The 14,837-nt window shown below is 63.2% G+C and carries 14 protein-coding genes; 8 read left to right on the forward strand and 6 right to left on the reverse strand.

The window, feature by feature from the left end; all coding sequences use genetic code 11:
• The first annotated feature begins 343 nt into the window (after positions 1-343).
• Positions 344-1,795 carry a PIN domain-containing protein gene (locus ACN22W_RS22275; RefSeq protein WP_419689436.1) on the forward strand — a complete coding sequence of 484 codons (1,452 nt, stop codon included), beginning with the start codon at positions 344-346 and terminating at the stop codon, positions 1,793-1,795.
• Between the two features lie 177 nt (positions 1,796-1,972).
• On the opposite strand, the gene ACN22W_RS22280 is transcribed toward ACN22W_RS22275, so the two are convergent.
• Both ACN22W_RS22280 and ACN22W_RS22285 read right to left on the reverse strand, forming a co-directional pair.
• Positions 1,973-2,284 carry a hypothetical protein gene (locus ACN22W_RS22280; protein ID WP_419689883.1) on the reverse strand — a complete coding sequence of 104 codons (312 nt, stop codon included), beginning with the start codon at positions 2,282-2,284 and terminating at the stop codon, positions 1,973-1,975.
• A gap of 313 nt (positions 2,285-2,597) precedes the next feature.
• Positions 2,598-3,329, reverse strand: a complete 732-nt coding sequence (locus tag ACN22W_RS22285; RefSeq protein WP_419689882.1) for a GntR family transcriptional regulator — start codon at positions 3,327-3,329, stop codon at positions 2,598-2,600.
• Between the two features lie 127 nt (positions 3,330-3,456).
• Between ACN22W_RS22285 and pcaB the strand changes: the two genes are divergently transcribed.
• From pcaB to ACN22W_RS22300, 3 genes are read left to right on the forward strand one after another with little or no spacing between them, the layout of a single operon-like run.
• On the forward strand, positions 3,457-4,830 hold the full coding sequence (gene pcaB, locus ACN22W_RS22290; RefSeq protein WP_419689437.1) for a 3-carboxy-cis,cis-muconate cycloisomerase: 1,374 nt from the start codon (positions 3,457-3,459) through the stop codon (positions 4,828-4,830).
• 27 nt (positions 4,831-4,857) lie between these two features.
• Positions 4,858-6,279: a cation:dicarboxylate symporter family transporter gene (locus tag ACN22W_RS22295; RefSeq protein ID WP_419689438.1), complete on the forward strand. Its 1,422-nt coding sequence runs from the start codon at positions 4,858-4,860 to the stop codon at positions 6,277-6,279.
• Positions 6,280-6,305: 26 nt separating this feature from the next.
• Positions 6,306-7,694: a class II fumarate hydratase gene (locus tag ACN22W_RS22300; protein WP_419689439.1), complete on the forward strand. Its 1,389-nt coding sequence runs from the start codon at positions 6,306-6,308 to the stop codon at positions 7,692-7,694.
• Positions 7,695-7,935: 241 nt separating this feature from the next.
• Here ACN22W_RS22300 and ACN22W_RS22305 read toward each other — a convergent pair whose 3' ends face one another.
• The 3 genes from ACN22W_RS22305 to ACN22W_RS22315 form a co-directional block, all read right to left on the reverse strand.
• On the reverse strand, positions 7,936-8,811 hold the full coding sequence (locus tag ACN22W_RS22305) for a patatin-like phospholipase family protein (protein ID WP_193102119.1): 876 nt from the start codon (positions 8,809-8,811) through the stop codon (positions 7,936-7,938).
• A 154-nt stretch (positions 8,812-8,965) separates the two neighbouring features.
• The gene (locus ACN22W_RS22310; protein ID WP_412024526.1) at positions 8,966-9,733 is read right to left on the reverse strand and encodes an alpha/beta fold hydrolase; all 768 of its coding nucleotides are present in this window, start codon (positions 9,731-9,733) and stop codon (positions 8,966-8,968) included.
• A gap of 87 nt (positions 9,734-9,820) precedes the next feature.
• Complete coding sequence (locus ACN22W_RS22315; RefSeq protein WP_419689440.1) at positions 9,821-10,438, reverse strand: TetR/AcrR family transcriptional regulator; 618 nt, start codon at positions 10,436-10,438, stop codon at positions 9,821-9,823.
• Positions 10,439-10,981: 543 nt separating this feature from the next.
• Between ACN22W_RS22315 and ACN22W_RS22320 the strand changes: the two genes are divergently transcribed.
• The 3 genes from ACN22W_RS22320 (at position 10,982) to pal (ending at position 13,836) form a co-directional block, all read left to right on the forward strand.
• Positions 10,982-11,560, forward strand: coding sequence for a hypothetical protein (locus ACN22W_RS22320; protein WP_419689441.1), 579 nt, complete (start codon positions 10,982-10,984; stop codon positions 11,558-11,560).
• Between the two features lie 277 nt (positions 11,561-11,837).
• Positions 11,838-13,049, forward strand: coding sequence for a porin (locus ACN22W_RS22325; protein ID WP_412024523.1), 1,212 nt, complete (start codon positions 11,838-11,840; stop codon positions 13,047-13,049).
• A gap of 295 nt (positions 13,050-13,344) precedes the next feature.
• Positions 13,345-13,836, forward strand: a complete 492-nt coding sequence (gene pal / locus ACN22W_RS22330) for a peptidoglycan-associated lipoprotein Pal (RefSeq protein ID WP_412024522.1) — start codon at positions 13,345-13,347, stop codon at positions 13,834-13,836.
• A 144-nt stretch (positions 13,837-13,980) separates the two neighbouring features.
• On the opposite strand, the gene ACN22W_RS22335 is transcribed toward pal, so the two are convergent.
• Complete coding sequence (locus tag ACN22W_RS22335) at positions 13,981-14,454, reverse strand: hypothetical protein (protein ID WP_419689442.1); 474 nt, start codon at positions 14,452-14,454, stop codon at positions 13,981-13,983.
• Positions 14,455-14,656: 202 nt separating this feature from the next.
• Between ACN22W_RS22335 and ACN22W_RS22340 the strand changes: the two genes are divergently transcribed.
• Entirely contained in the window at positions 14,657-14,818 is a 162-nt protein-coding gene (locus ACN22W_RS22340) for a hypothetical protein (protein WP_419689443.1), read from the forward strand.
• Positions 14,819-14,837: the final 19 nt, after the last annotated feature.

Raw genomic sequence — 14,837 nt, forward strand, 5'->3', positions numbered from 1 at the left:
GACTTCACGCCGTCGCCATCCAAGCGACGCATTAAAATTGCTCGACGTCAGGAACACCAATCGATCAGCATGCGATGAGCAGACAGCCCGCGAAAGCGGTTGCAACCGGCGAATGCTCAACTTCCTTCGGCTGCGGCCCGGTATCGCCCTATTCCTCCAGTCGGTCGCCAATGCCTCATTGTAAACATGGGCGCCCTCACACTCGGCTTGATTCGGACAATCTGGTTGAGCCACAGGTCGCCTCACAGTTTCGCCAAATGGTTTGGTCGTCAAATCGTGCGAAGCGCCCGAAAAGCGTTATCCTGTTGCTCCAAAGCCGAGACAGACAGCACCTGCACGCGTCATGCACATTCTTGTACCGGATACCAACTTTTTCCTGCAATGTCTTGATTACCAGACGCTCGACTGGTCGCTGGTGACCGAGGACATCGATGTTACGGTCGCTGTGCCGCGCGCCGTCCAGCGCGAAATCGACCGCCACAAGGACGGCGGCAACGCCCGCAGGGCATCGAGAGCGCGCAAGGCATCGGGCCTGTTCGCGCAGGTGATCGATTCTGGCAACAACCGGATCACTACCATCGTCAGGAATTTCACCATCAGCATTGAACTGCTGATGTCGAGAATCAAGGCAGAGGAATTTCCGGAACTCGACCTGCAGAATTCGGATGACCAAATCGTGGCGGAAGCTCTATGGGTGCGGCGGCAACGCCCCGATGTTCAAGTAACGTTCATCTCGAATGACACAGCGGCACTTGTCACCGCGAAGTCACAGCAGCTTTCCTTCCAACGTCTGCCTTCGCTGTGGATGCTCCCTCCCGAAAAGGACGAACGCGACAGGACGATTGACGAGTTGCGCAAGACGGTCGCGCGCATGTCCAGCCAGCACCCCAAGCTCACTTTTGATTTACCCGACATTCCAGACAACCGGATTTCGGCAAAAGTCACGCTGTTTCCAGCACTGACTGAGTCCGAGATCGAGACCCTGATGGGGGAGATCCGCGCACAGTTTCCGATGGAAAGCGACTTTCCACAGGAACCTCCTGCACGTCATAACGACAGGCTTTTCAGCCTTGTCGCGAGATTCGCCAATCCTCTTGAGCAGTGGAAACCTGCCAGCGCGCAGGAGATCGATCACTACCAGAAGGAAGCCTACCCAAAGTGGTTACGTCTGATCAGATCCGAGCTGGAAAGCATTCACCACCGATTGAACGATGGCCTATTCTCGACCTTCACGCTCGTAGTCGGGAATACCGGGCAACAGCCCGCAAAAAATCTGCTCGTCACGTTTCAGGTTGAAGGGGCGATCATCTTCGGTGTACCCGCAATAAGTGACGACGGCGACGACATTGATCACGAGAAACCGCTGTTCGCTGCCCCGCCAACGCCCCCTGCTGGCGAATTCGTGAATACAGCGGATCGCTTTATAGCACTCAATGCTATGCCCAACATCTTTGCTCCAAAACTCGAGGGCCGCATTCCTGACCTATCGAGCATATGGACAACGCAACGTCACGATCCAAATGGCTTTTATTGGAAACCGTGCCGCCCGACAGAGGAAACCATGGAATGGGTACTGGAATGCGACGAATTCCGGCATCAGCATGAACCGTATGCCCTGGAGATATCCTTCCGCCCCGACTCTGCTACCGAAGGCAACGTGACCGGCGCTATTCGCTGCTTGGCGCACGCATCAAACTTACCGGAGCGCGTTGAGCTAGTCATTCCGGTACGCGTTCAGGTCGCACGCGGCGACACAATCGAACAGGTTCGTGAAGGGCTATTTCGCCTGGGGTAAGCCGTCGAAGAAAATGCACCATCACGAAATCACGCTGCTGCTTCACCCGATTTTCGGTTTTCACTACATCATCGACCTTGATCATGCTAGCAGGCCCCATACCGACGCTGCGCGCGTGAAGCCTTGTTCTCGAGCTTAACAGGGCTTTCTCCTCGGCGGTACTAGACCGACGAAGACTCACGCTGCGCCGACCGCGCCCGCCCCTGCCGGAGTGCGCGCCTTGCCGAAGCGCTCGACGTACAGACGGGTCAACCGGATCGCCTTGGGTTGCCCGCACGGCAAAACCTTTCGGATCGGTACCAGATCGCTCCGCAGATCATCTGCTATGACAACCTCGTGGATCTCCACGACCAGTTGGTGGTCTTCCGACGTGGCTGTGTCAGGACTCAGGTCGGTTGCGACTACCCCCTCGGCAAGGGTCGCGATAAGGCGCTTTCCCAGCTTCAAGTAGAGCTTGACCGCTCGGATACGGTCTTCGTACGAATACATGGACTAGCTCCTGATAGTCCAAGAATTCCGCCGCACCCCCTTTCCGCTAAACAAAAAATGTCGTGTTTTGGCCTGTAGGTTGATCGCCGACACCCCACAATGAACGCGACTGGGACGATCACGATGACGATGCATGAAGTGGGTCGGCGCAAAGTCGTAGAAGCCATCGTCGAGCTGCGTCTGAGCCCTGGCGAGCCGCCGAAGGTCTACCAGCCACGGAATCGCCGCGCGTGCCTGGGCGAGCTGATGGCAGCAACCACCGGTGGTACGAGGACCATGCGCCGGCCTCAACGATTTCGACGGAACCCAACACCTACCTCGTCGATCGCTTCAGCCGCATCGACAACGAAAAGCTGTCCGCACGGTGCACCGTCACGGAAAACTCAAATGCTTCACCGGTGGCATCCAGATAGCGGCGCGAGATCCTCAACACGGCTGCACCACGCTCAAGCCTGAGCCCCTTTCCTACGCGTTCATCCGTCAGGGTCGACGCGCGTACGTCCTGCTCGATCTCCGCGATCTGGCGGCCATAGCGCGATTCGATCAGGGCGCTGACGAGCTCCGTCGATTTGCGCACCATCTCGCCGACGTCCGTGTATGCCGGATCGATATAAATATCCGTCCAGGCCATCGGGGCGTCGGCCCGGCCCTCCTCCAGACGGATACTGGAAATTCGCAGTAAAGGCGTCCCCTCCGCGCAGCCGATCTCTCGCGCCAGATCCCCTTTCACCTTGACCGTTCCCACCGATTGCACGTGGCGCGAATGCTCGACGCCGAACTGGACGAGATCGTCCACCGAGGCAAGCGTCGGCCGGAACCTGGCCTGGGGACTCGATGCCTCCACGCGCGTACCCACGTTCTTGCGGCGCGACACGAGTCCCTGGTCCTGCAATTCCTGCAGCACGGCGCGGATCGTGTACCGGCTCGCATTGAACTGCTCGCACAACTCGAATTCCGTGGGGAGCAGTGTGCCGACCGGGAAGCGCCCGCTGGCGATCCCGTCAAAAAGTTGCCTGGCGATCTCCGCCGCGTTGGTTTTGCTCATCTGGTTCGACAACATCACGTTCCATTCGAATTGGGTAAACCCGGATTTGCCAAACATGTTCGAACATATCTAATGCGACTTGTTCGAACATATTAGCCAACCCGACTTCCCATCACAAGGTAGCACCATGCCCCTCAACGCCATCCCCGCCGCCAGCACCGTCGTCGATTCTGCGCTCTTCCGAGATGCTTTTGGCACGAAGAAGATGCGTCAGATCTTCTCCGACGGTGCGCTCGTGCAGCGCTACATCGACGTCGAAATCGCGCTGGCGAAGGCTGAGGCACGCGTCGGCACGATCCCGAACGAAGCCGCCGAGGTCATCGCGAGCGAATCGCGCATCGAGCGAATCGACTTCGACCATATGCGCGAGGAAACCGACATCGTCGGCTATCCGATCCTGCCGCTGGTACACCAGCTTGTGACGATGTGCGGCGAAGCAGGTCGCTACGTGCACTGGGGGGCGACCACGCAGGACATCATGGACACCGCCGTCGCCCTCCAGGTGCGCGACGCGCTCGACAGCATCGACGCCGACATTCGCGAACTGCGCGGCATTCTCGCAGATTTGTCGACGAAGCACCGCAATACCCCGATGGCCGGCCGCACTCACCTGCAACAGGCGCTACCGGTGACTTTCGGCTACAAGACCGCGATCTGGCTGGCGATGTTCGACCGGCACCAGCAACGTATCGCCGAACTGCGCCCCCGCGTGGCGGTGGTGGAATTCGCCGGCGCGGCCGGCACCCTGGCATCGGTTGGCGAGCAGGGTTTTGCGATCCAGCAGGCGCTGGCCGAAGAACTTGGCCTGGGCGTGCCGGCCACCACCTGGCATGTGGCACGTGACGGCTTCGCCGAAGCGGTCAACCTGCTCGCGCTTGTCACCGGCTCGCTCGGCAAGATCGCACTCGACATCATGATCATGGCCTCGACCGAGTTCGCGGAAGTCTACGAGCCCTTCGTGAAGGGGCGTGGCGCCAGCAGCACGATGCCGCAGAAGCGCAACCCCATTTCCAGTGAACTGATGCTGGCAGCCGCCAAGGCCGTGCGCCAGCACGCCGGGTTGATGGTCGACGCGATGGTGCAGGACTTCGAGCGCGCCACCGGCCCATGGCACGCCGAGTGGATCGCCATTCCGGAGAGTTTCATCCTGACCTCGGGCGCGCTGCACCAGGCGAAATTCGCGCTGGGCGGGCTCATCGTCGACACCGCCCGCATGCGACACAACCTCGATATCTCCAACGGCCTGATCGTGGCCGAGGCCGTGATGATGGGCATGGCGCCGCACATCGGCCGCCAGCAAGCGCACGACGTGGTGTACGACGCCTGCCGCACCGTGAACGAAACCGGCGGCACGCTGGCCGACGCGCTCTGCGCCCTGCCGATCGTCACGAAGCATCTCGACCGGGCCGCCGTCGAGCGCTTGTGCGACCCGGTCAACTATCTCGGCCTCGCCCCGCAGATGGTGGATCGCGCCATCGAACTCTCGAACAAGGTGGCCTGAACACAGGCCCCGGTGGAGGTAGACATCATGCAAGACCCGACCATCCAGACCGCTGCAGTTCCACCCACCGCGCCGCCGGCCTCCCCACGGCGTCCCTGGTATCGCAAGCTCGGCATGCAGGTGCTCGTCTCGCTGCTGCTCGGCATCGGCGTCGGCTTCGTGTTCCCGGCCTTGGCCGTGAAGCTGAAGCTGCTGGGAGACCTGTTCCTGTCGCTCATCAAGGTCGGCGTGGCACCCCTCGTCTTCCTGACCATCGTGCACGGCATCGCCTCGGCGGGCGACGTGAAGAGCGCCGGGCGCGTAGGCTGGCGGTCGATCCTCTACTTCGAGGTAATTTCGACCGTCGCGCTGATGGTCGGCATGCTCGCAGGCAACCTGCTGGAGATCGGCAAGGGGATGGCCCACGTCACGGGCAGCGCCGTCGCCCCGGCGTCAAAGGCCGTGGCGCCGCAGGGCTTCCCCGAATTCATGATGCACATCGTGCCCGACAACTTCGTCGGCGCATTTTCCCGGGGCGAACTACTGCAGGTCGTGGTGCTGGCGGTCATGGTCGGCATCGGGATCCTGGCCATTCCGGAGACGCGTCGCGCGACGATCAACCATGGCCTCGACACCCTCTCCGAGGTGCTGTTCTCCTTCATCAATCTCGTGATGAAGCTGGCGCCGATCGGCACCTTCGGCGCGGTGGCCTATTCGGTGGGCATCAACGGCGCGGCGGTACTGGTCGCACTGGCGCAATTCGTCCTGAGCTTCTACGCGGTGGTGGCGCTGTTCATCGCCGTCGTGCTCGGCATCGCCGCGAAGGTGGCGGGCTTCAGCCTGTGGCGCTTCCTGCGGTACATCAAGGACGAGATCCTGATCGTGCTCGGCACGGCCTCGTCGGAAAGTGCACTGCCGCGCCTGCTGATCAAGCTCCAGCGGCTGGGCTGCGCCAAGCAGACCGTCGGTCTGGTGCTGCCTACCGGCTACGCGTTCAACCTCGACGGCACGTCCATCTTCATGGCGATGGGCGTGATGTTCATCTCCCATGCGTACGGGGTGCCGCTGACGCCGGACCACCAGCTCGGCATCCTGGTGCTGATGCTGCTGACGTCGAAAGGCGCGGCCACGGTATCCGGCGGCTCGTTCGTGGTGTTTGCCGCGACCGTGACGTCGACCGGGGTGCTGCCGGTGGAAGGGCTGGCCGTGATCTTCGGTGTCTACCGCTTCCTGTCCATGGCCATCTCGACCTGCAACACCATCGGCAACAGCGTGGCGACCGTGGTCGTGGCGAAGTGGTCGGGCACGTTCGATGCCGAGATCGCAATGCGCCACCTTTATCCCGAGCGCTATCCCGACCCGGCCGCGGACGACACCGCGCTCGACGACGGCGTTCTGCCGGGCGGCGCTACCCATGCTACCGATCCGTCTGCGTCCCGCACCCCGCTGCAGCGCACGACGGCTGCCTGAACTGAACAACCTTCGCTGGATTCAACATGACAACGTACCGCACCGAGAATGACGCGTTCGGCCCTGCCGAGATACCCGCCGACCGCTATTGGGGCGCCCAGACGCAGCGCGCGCTGGCCGTGTTCGCAGTCGGGGAGGAACGCTTCCCGGACTGCCTCGTCCATGCGTTCGGCCTGCACAAGATGGCCGCCGCCCACGCCAACATGCGGTGCGGTGTGCTTGACGCGTCGCTCGGCGAAGCCATCATCGCGGCGGCGGCGGAACTGCGCCGCGGCCGATTCGATGAACACTTCCCCCTTTCCATCTGGCAGACCGGTTCGGGCACGCAGACCAACATGAACGCCAACGAGGTGATCGCGAACCGCGCCAACGAACGGCTGGGGCAGCCGCTGGGCACCAAGTCGCCCGTCCACCCGAACGACCACGTGAACGCGTCGCAATCGTCAAACGACAGTTTTCCATCGGTCATGCACATCACCGCTGCCATCGAACTGGAAGACCGACTGGTCCCGGCGCTCAGCCGGCTGCGCGACAGCCTGCACGAACGCGCCGGCGCCTTTGCCGACGTGCTGAAGATCGCCCGCACCCACCTGATGGACGCGGTCCCCACCACGCTCGGCCGCGCCTTCGACGGCTTCACCGCGCAGATCGACAATGCGCTGGCACGCCTGTGCGACACGATGCCCCGCCTGCTCGTCCTGCCGCAGGGCGGTACGGCGGCGGGAACCGGCCTGAACGCCCCGCCCGGCTTCGACCAGGCGTTCTGTGAGGAAGCGAGCCGCCTGAGCGGCCTGGCATTCCGTCCGAATCCTTGCAAAGTCGAGGGCATGGCCGCACACGACGCATTGCTCGAACTCTCTGGTGTGCTTAACGTGATCGCCGCGTCGCTCACCAAGATCGCCAATGACCTGCGCTGGATGGGTTCCGGTCCGAACGCCGGCCTTGGCGAATTGCTGCTGCCGGACGATGGGCTCACCTCCTCCATCATGCCCGGCAAACGCAATCCGACCATCGCGGAGGTCATGGTGCAGGCAGCCATGCAGGTGGCAGGCAACCATGTGACGGCGACGATGGCCGCGGCGTCCGGCAGCTTTGAGCTGAATGTGGCGAAGCCGGTGCTGATCTACAACGTCCTGCAGTCGATCCGGCTGCTGGCGGACTGTGCCAACGTTGCGGCCACTCGCCTCATTCCCGGCCTCCGGCCGGCCACGGAACGACTCGCGCGCGATCTGCAGAGCCCCTTGCTCGCCGTAACCGCCCTGAATCCGGTGCTGGGATACGACAAGGCAGCCTCCATCACCCGCCATGCCACCGGACGCAGAATCGCGCCGCGCGAGGCAGCGATCGAGCTTGGCCTGCTGGACGGAGAGGCATTCGACAGGCTGGTGGATCTCCGGCGCATGGCGGGGAAATGACGCCGAGTCGATGGCAGGCAGACTTTTTGTCCGCACTGCACTGGCGCCGAGTCCCGCCGTCCGAAAGCCCTCACCAAGTCCGCGCCGACATTCATGGTTGGCCACCTCACACACTGAACCAATCGCGATCGTGCTCCATGGGCCGCCGGATTTTTATTGACCGGCGCGCAACGCGTCTGCCGGTGCCAGGGAACGCATTGAGCAGGCTCTACGCACCGACATCGCTGGTCGGACGCTCCGCCTAGTGCGTGTGCTCGTGCAGCGCCCCCGGAATGAACCGCTGTTCGAGGCCGCCATCGCCGAGCCACGCGCGGGTCCGCTCGGCCGCGAGTTCGATCAACGCCTTGCATCGGGTGTAGTCGTACGGCGAGACGTCGAGCGGACATAGGGGCGGCACGACGCAGATCGTGGCGCGACTTTCGTAGAACTCCAGATCGCGCACGAGCTGGCGCGCGATCACGAGCGTCAGCGCATGCATCGCCTGCGCGATTGCGCTTCCCGGTGGCTTGCGCAACGCGCACGCAAAGCCGGCCGGCAGCACGACGATGCGCGTCGCGCCCCGCGCGACGGCTATCGAGATCGGCGTATTGTTCGCGACACCACCATCGACCATCAGTCGATCGTCGATCCGCACCGGCGGAAACACGCCCGGGATCGCCGCGCTGGCGAGCACGGCGTCGACGACGGAGCCCGACGACAGCACGATTTCGTTGCCGCTGAGCATGTCGGTCGCGACGACGTGCAACGGCAGCGATGCGCGCTCCACGTATCGATACCGCAGATGCCGTTCCAGCAGCATGCGCAGCGCGGTCGCCTCGACGAGGTGTGCGCGGTTCTGCAGAACCGTCCTTAACAGGCCGAGCATCGAAAACGGCATGATGTCGCGCCGGCGGATGCTGCACCATAGCGCTTCGAGCTTCGCGACGCCGTCGCCATCGGGCTGCCCGGCGAAATACGCGGCATTGATTGCACCAGCGGACGCGCCGACCACGAAGTCAGGACGTTCACCGTGATTGAGCAGTTCGCGCAGCATGCCCACCTCGATCGCACCGAGGCTGCCCCCGCCGGCAAACACGAAAGCGGTCCGTTCCGGACTCGCGCTTCGATCGAGGGCCATGGTTGTCTCCCGTACCGGGCCAGTAGAGAAGGATGAACGCCGAAGTCTGCGATACAGATTCGCACAATTTGGCGGGCCGCTCAATGTCCATCTTGCCGGCTCCGGTCAACCGCACGCGGAGCCGCCCGAACACCGTTTCTTCGTCTGCGATGGCTCAATGTCCAGCCGCACGTTCAATCACGTCAGCAACCTCCCTCGGATGGGACAACATGGCCACATGACTGGCTTTGATCGTCTCCGTTGTCGCATGGATCGTTTGCGCCATGGTGGCTTCGAGCTTGGGTGAAATCGCACGATCGTCGGCAGCAACGATGTACCAGGACGGTTTGTTTCGCCAGGCGGGCTGGCCGATAGCGCCGCCAAGCGACTTCACGTTCGTCGGTGCCTCGGCCACGTAGAGCACGCCCTTCTCCGTTTGTGTCAGATCCTGCGCGAAGTCTTCGAATATGCCTGCCTTGCTGATCCTCACGAAGCCATCGGCATCCGGCTTTGCCTGGGTGGCCAGCGGCGTCGGCGGGACCGTTGCGTTCAGGGAACCCACCGACTGACCAGCGTCGGGCGCAAAGGCCGCCACATAAACAAGGCCGGTCACTTTCGGATCATTGCCTGCTTCGGTGATGACGGCACCGCCATACGAATGCGCGACAAGAAGAACGGGCCCCGGCTCCAGCGCGATGGCCCGCTTGACGGTGGCGGCGTCGTCCGACAGTGATGTCAGGGGAAGCTGGACAGCCGTCACGTTATAGCCTTTGGCGTCGAGCAGCGGGATCACTTTGGACCAGCTCGAGCCATCTGCCCATGCGCCATGAACCAGAATGACGTTCTTCGTCGACTGCGCGGCAGCAACGGCGGGCAGGACTGTCATGCTCAGCAACAAGACAGCGGAGCCGATATTTCTGATTCGGGTCGAGATATGGGTCATGGCTAGTCTCCAAGGTCGGTGCTCGGGTTGACAACGGACAATCGCGGGTGCGAAACCCGCCTTTACGACGCTCGATATTTCATCTGTTCATCTGTTCCCCAGGTGCTGCCTTGGTCGGCGCGCCATGTTGTCGAGCACTTCGAGGAATGCATCGACCAGCCAGATGAAACTCTCGTCCCGACTCACCGGATTCTTCAGTGCACCGGAGGTTTCGAGTGAAGCAAATCCATGCGCCACACTTCGCAGGCCGCGCAGCGCATGGATGGTTTCAGGCTCGCCGAGGGCATAGCCCTGCAAGACTGCCCTGCAAGTTTCGTTGAGGCGATCCACGGCCGAGCGCCACTCCGCATCGTCCCGCGGAGGGGTGGGAATCGTCGCGGCATAGACACCAGAGTTCTTTCCCGCGAAGGCGCGATGGGCTATCAGCAGTGCCCTCACCGCGTCGCGGCCTGATTTGCCGATCGTGACGCGCGCTGCCGTGTGTTCGAGTTCTTCCAGGCCATGAATCGCAAGCAGGCGCCGCACATCGTCAATGCCCGAGACATGCGAGTACAGCGAGGGGGTACGAATGTTCAGCGCCTCCGCCAGGGCGTTCATGGACAGCCCATCGAGCCCGAGACGATTCGCGAGCGCAGATGCCTCTTGCCGGATACGGTCAAGGTCGACCTTGGCGGGCACGGATCGCCGGACGCTGGCAGCTTTCATCGGTTGATCGATCCTCCATCGCAGCGGAATTAATTGAATTAGACATTAGGCTAATCCGATTAGGATATCAAGGCGCACTCGCGGGCGGAGGTATTCCAGCCAGGGTATGAAATCCTGAACACGGCGGGCACCGGATGAGAACTGCGCTGTACCGGTACTTCGCCACGCGCATTCTTCAACGAGTCGTCATATCGACCAAGCACCAGGAAAGATACGTTTCACTGGACCATCGTTGCCGTTTCGGCCACACGTCCCTCACCGTTCGCCGGTGCCGGCGTTGCACCCGCCAAGCGATTCGTTTGTAGAATCGGCCTGATCGCCGTTTTCGACACGGTCAAACACATGACCCTCAGCCGCCGCCCCGGCGGATACCGGCAAGATTCGCGATCCGTTCGGTTAGGATTGGCTGATGGGCATACGATCGAAGCGGTCGAACTCGATGAAAACTCGTGATCACGGTCGCGGCAGTGCTTCGACGTTCATCTCCGGCTCCGGGTGGCTTGAACGACGGATGGTAAAACTCCATCGACAACGACCTTCGCAATGCACTACCACCCTGACGACATCAGCCGGCTTTATTCAAGCGTCCCGACGCTGCTGCTGAACCGCCCTGCGCCGGCCGAACGGTTCCTCGCTGCCGTGGTCGATACCGGCGTCGAACTCGGGCATGTCCTGCGCGAATACCCCCATGTCCGCTATCAACCGCTCGATTTCCACTACCTGTGCCAGCAAAGCCTGTCCGTGCTGGACGACGCGCTGCTGGCCGACCTGACGCGCGATGTGAACTTCGGATGGCGCGGCGCACACTGGGCCGCGCTGCTGATTGCGTTATCGGGCGACGCACGCTACCTGCCGCACCTCGACCACGTCAGGCACCATCGCGGTGTCGCGTGGACCGTCGGGCTTGCCGAAGCCGCATCGCATCCGGATGCGTCGTCGTCGGCGTTTCGTGGTTGCCGGTCGATCGTGCGTCTGCGCAATCAGCTTGCCGTGTTGCCGCGCGTCGTCGTTCGACTGAGACCGTGCCCGTCGCCGGAAGCGATCGAAGCCAGGGCGATCGCCGTGCGTGCCGCGTATCGAAGCGGTGGCGTCGACGCCGCGCTGCCGATTGCCCGCCGTTAACCGTTCGACATTCGATTCCGTGCAGACGGCTCGAACGGCCTGACGTCGCACTGAAATCGAAACGCGCCGCCGACACCTCGACGCGCCCCTCCCGCGCCACACACTCCCCAACGCCTGCGCCGACACTTCGCGATTCCACTCGATTCCGCAGAGGACCTTTCCTGTGCAGCGCCTTAATCGACCGTCGCTCGATCTCCAATAATGGCCGCTCGATCCGTCGGCGAACGCGCCAACGCGACCCGCCGGTCACCGGGCCGGGCCAACGATAAAAATTCCTATGCATTCCTACCAGATAAACAAGCACGCCGGCGCACGCGTCGCGGGGACCGTTTTTGCCGCATGCATCTCCGGCTTCGTGCCGGGCGTCGCGCACGCACAGAGCAGCGTGACGCTGTACGGCCTGATCGATACGTCGATTACGTATGCAACGAACCAGCGCACACAAGGCGCCGGCTCGCCCGGCAGCGGTGCCGTCGCGATGACGAGCGGCGCACTGAACGCGGCGCGCTGGGGGCTGCGCGGCCGCGAGGATCTCGGCGGCGGGATGGCCGCGGTCTTCACGCTCGAAAACGGCTTCTCGGGCACCACCGGCAAGCTGTCGCAGAAAGGCGTCGACCTGTTCGGCCGCCAGGCGTGGATCGGCGTGAGCTCGAAGACGGCAGGCACGCTGACGTTCGGCCGCCAATACGACCTGATCCTCGATTTCGTGACGCCGCTCGGCGCGTCCGGGCCCGGCTGGGGCGGCAATCTCGCGGTCCATCCGTACGACAACGACGATTCGAACCGCAACCTGCGCATCAACAATGCGGTGAAGTACACGAGCCCGACGTATCACGGGCTGACGTTCGGCGCGATGTTCGGCTTCTCGAACACCGCCGGCCAGTTCAGCAACAACGCGGCGTGGAGCGCGGGGCTGTCGTATGCGAACGGGCCGCTGAAGCTCGGCGCCGGCTACCTGAAAATCAGCCGCGACCGCAATGCGCCGAACCCGGACGGCGCGTTGAGCACGGTCGACGGCTCCGCGACGATCACGGGCGGCAACCAGCAGATCTGGGCCGCGGCCGGCCGCTATGCGTTCGGGCCGCATTCGGTCGGCGCCGCCTGGTCGCACTCGACCACCGACGGCGTGACGGGCGTGCTCCAGGGCGCCAGCATCGCGCCGCTGAAGGGCGAATCACTGGTGTTCGACAACTTCTCGGTCGACGGGCGCTTCTTCGTCACGCGCGCATTGAGCCTTGCCGCCGCGTACACCTACACGATGGGCCGCTTCGACACGCGCACGGGCCAGACACGCCCTAAATGGAACCAGGTCGTCGCGCAGGCCGACTATGCGCTGTCGAAGCGCACGGACGCATATCTCGAAGGCACCTACCAGAGCGTGAGCGGCGGCAACGGCAATCCCGCGTTCAACGCGACCGTCTGGACGCTGACGCCGTCGGCGAACAGCAACCAGGTCGTCGTCGCACTGGGTTTGCGTCACAAGTTCTGACGACGCGGCACCCTGCTCGCTTGGTCGCCTGCGAAAGCAGGAATGTCTCCCGGACTGTCGCGTCTGCGCAAAAAATGCGGAGAAACTGGTCACGCTGTGACATTTTTCCTAATCTAGTTGCAGCGGCATCGTGTTTCGGTGCTCCGGCCACAACACTCTTTCATATGGCGTCCCGCCGGCTTACGAAACGCATCGCGTGACGGAGCCGGCACTTTCGCGCCGTTGCGGCCGGATACGTACGTGCAGATGTGGCACGCACCACGCTTTCGACGCAGTCAACCGCTGGAGACGAACGATGAGCAAAACGAACCGATTTGCGGTCCTGGCAGCCTTCGCACTACTGGCCGGTTGCCACCACGCGGCGAAAACACCCGAGAATGCCGGCATGGAGCCAACGCCGTCGAGCGAAGCCGTCGCAACGGTGGCGGCCGACGAGCTCAACAATCCGAACGGCCCGCTCGCGAAGCGCAGCATCTATTTCGATTTCGACCAGTACTCCGTGAAACCCGAATACCAGTCGCTGCTGCAGGCGCACGCCGACTACCTGCGCAGCCATCCGGCGCGGCACGTGCTGATCCAGGGCAATACCGACGAACGCGGCACGTCCGAATACAACCTCGCGCTCGGCGAGCGCCGTTCGCAGGCCGTGATGAGCGTGCTCGAAACGCTCGGCGTGCCGGCCACGCAACTCGAGGCCGTCAGCCTCGGCAAGGAAAAGCCGGTCGCGCTGGGGCACGACGAGGATTCGTGGGCGCAGAACCGCCGCGCCGATCTCGTCTATCGTTGATCCAAGGACGCCGCCGCGCCGGCGGCATCCGCAACACGGAAACTTCGCAGGTCGCCGGCTGCGGACGGCGGCCGTGCGGTGCCCCTCGGCTGGCCGAGTTCATGCGCATCACCGGCCACACGCCCGATGCGCAGCGCTTCGCGCTCAACGCCGCCGTTCGAGCCGCCGATGCAGCCAGTGCGACATCACGGCCGACGTCACGATTGCGTCGAGCGTGGCGATCGCATTGATGTCGCCGACCTTGTCCGCCTTGACCAGCCACGTCAGGAGCAGCACATAACCGACCATCGTGCCGGCGCCCACGATCACGCCCAGCAACACGAACCAGCGCCGCCGGATACGCGTGCCGACCGCGCCCATGATGCCGCCGGTCACCATCGCGGGCAGGAAATAACCGAACAGGAACGACGCGAAGAAGATCAGCGGCACCATGCCGGCGCTGGTCTTCAGTCCGTCCCATGACGGGCCGTCGATCAACGTCCACGCAACCAGCATCACGGACGGCCACGCAAGCGCCGCAACGAACGGGCCGCCGACGGCAAACGACAGGCAGCCGAACACAACGGGACTGGACGCACGCAGCGGTTTGCGCGGTGGACGATCGATGGTGGCACTCATGTTTTTGTAATCGGAATCGGAATGGCGGCGTGCCGGAGTGTACCAAGGCACCGTGCGGCGCGTCCGATCCGGCGCTTTTGCACGCGACGATACGCAAAAAGCATGGAATAAACGGCCCGCCCGAAACGTTTCGTCATCGCGCAGTCGCGCGGTTCACGCGAACCGGCCTGTCCCGCGGCCTGCGCGCTGCAAGGAGATTGCAATGAAATCGGCAACGTTGGCCGCGGCGCTGATCGCGGCGCTGGTGCTTGTGCTGTCGGCGGGATGCACGTCGGGCAACGGCACTTCGCAAGGGCCCGGCATGAGCCGGTACGGCGGCGGGTCGGGAGGCAGCGGAGGGGGTGGCGGAGGCGGCGGCTACTGAAGCGCCGCAGCAAAAAGTC

The sequence above is a fragment of the Burkholderia theae genome (assembly GCF_048565265.1).
In the GTDB taxonomy this organism is placed as follows: domain Bacteria; phylum Pseudomonadota; class Gammaproteobacteria; order Burkholderiales; family Burkholderiaceae; genus Burkholderia; species Burkholderia theae.

Excerpts from the sequence above, each read along its gene's own strand:
- ACN22W_RS22280 (WP_419689883.1), bottom strand. The coding sequence starts at position 2,284 with ATGTATTCGTACGAAGACCGTATCCGAGCGGTCAAGCTCTACTTGAAG.
- ACN22W_RS22305 (WP_193102119.1), bottom strand. The coding sequence starts at position 8,811 with ATGGCCCTCGATCGAAGCGCGAGTCCGGAACGGACCGCTTTCGTGTTT.
- ACN22W_RS22310 (WP_412024526.1), bottom strand. The coding sequence starts at position 9,733 with ATGACCCATATCTCGACCCGAATCAGAAATATCGGCTCCGCTGTCTTG.
- ACN22W_RS22300 (WP_419689439.1), top strand. The coding sequence starts at position 6,306 with ATGACAACGTACCGCACCGAGAATGACGCGTTCGGCCCTGCCGAGATA.
- pal (WP_412024522.1), top strand. The coding sequence starts at position 13,345 with ATGAGCAAAACGAACCGATTTGCGGTCCTGGCAGCCTTCGCACTACTG.
- ACN22W_RS22285 (WP_419689882.1), bottom strand. The coding sequence starts at position 3,329 with ATGAGCAAAACCAACGCGGCGGAGATCGCCAGGCAACTTTTTGACGGG.
- ACN22W_RS22275 (WP_419689436.1), top strand. The coding sequence starts at position 344 with ATGCACATTCTTGTACCGGATACCAACTTTTTCCTGCAATGTCTTGAT.
- ACN22W_RS22315 (WP_419689440.1), bottom strand. The coding sequence starts at position 10,438 with ATGAAAGCTGCCAGCGTCCGGCGATCCGTGCCCGCCAAGGTCGACCTT.
- pcaB (WP_419689437.1), top strand. The coding sequence starts at position 3,457 with ATGCCCCTCAACGCCATCCCCGCCGCCAGCACCGTCGTCGATTCTGCG.
- ACN22W_RS22340 (WP_419689443.1), top strand. The coding sequence starts at position 14,657 with ATGAAATCGGCAACGTTGGCCGCGGCGCTGATCGCGGCGCTGGTGCTT.
- ACN22W_RS22320 (WP_419689441.1), top strand. The coding sequence starts at position 10,982 with ATGCACTACCACCCTGACGACATCAGCCGGCTTTATTCAAGCGTCCCG.
- ACN22W_RS22295 (WP_419689438.1), top strand. The coding sequence starts at position 4,858 with ATGCAAGACCCGACCATCCAGACCGCTGCAGTTCCACCCACCGCGCCG.
- ACN22W_RS22325 (WP_412024523.1), top strand. The coding sequence starts at position 11,838 with ATGCATTCCTACCAGATAAACAAGCACGCCGGCGCACGCGTCGCGGGG.
- ACN22W_RS22335 (WP_419689442.1), bottom strand. The coding sequence starts at position 14,454 with ATGAGTGCCACCATCGATCGTCCACCGCGCAAACCGCTGCGTGCGTCC.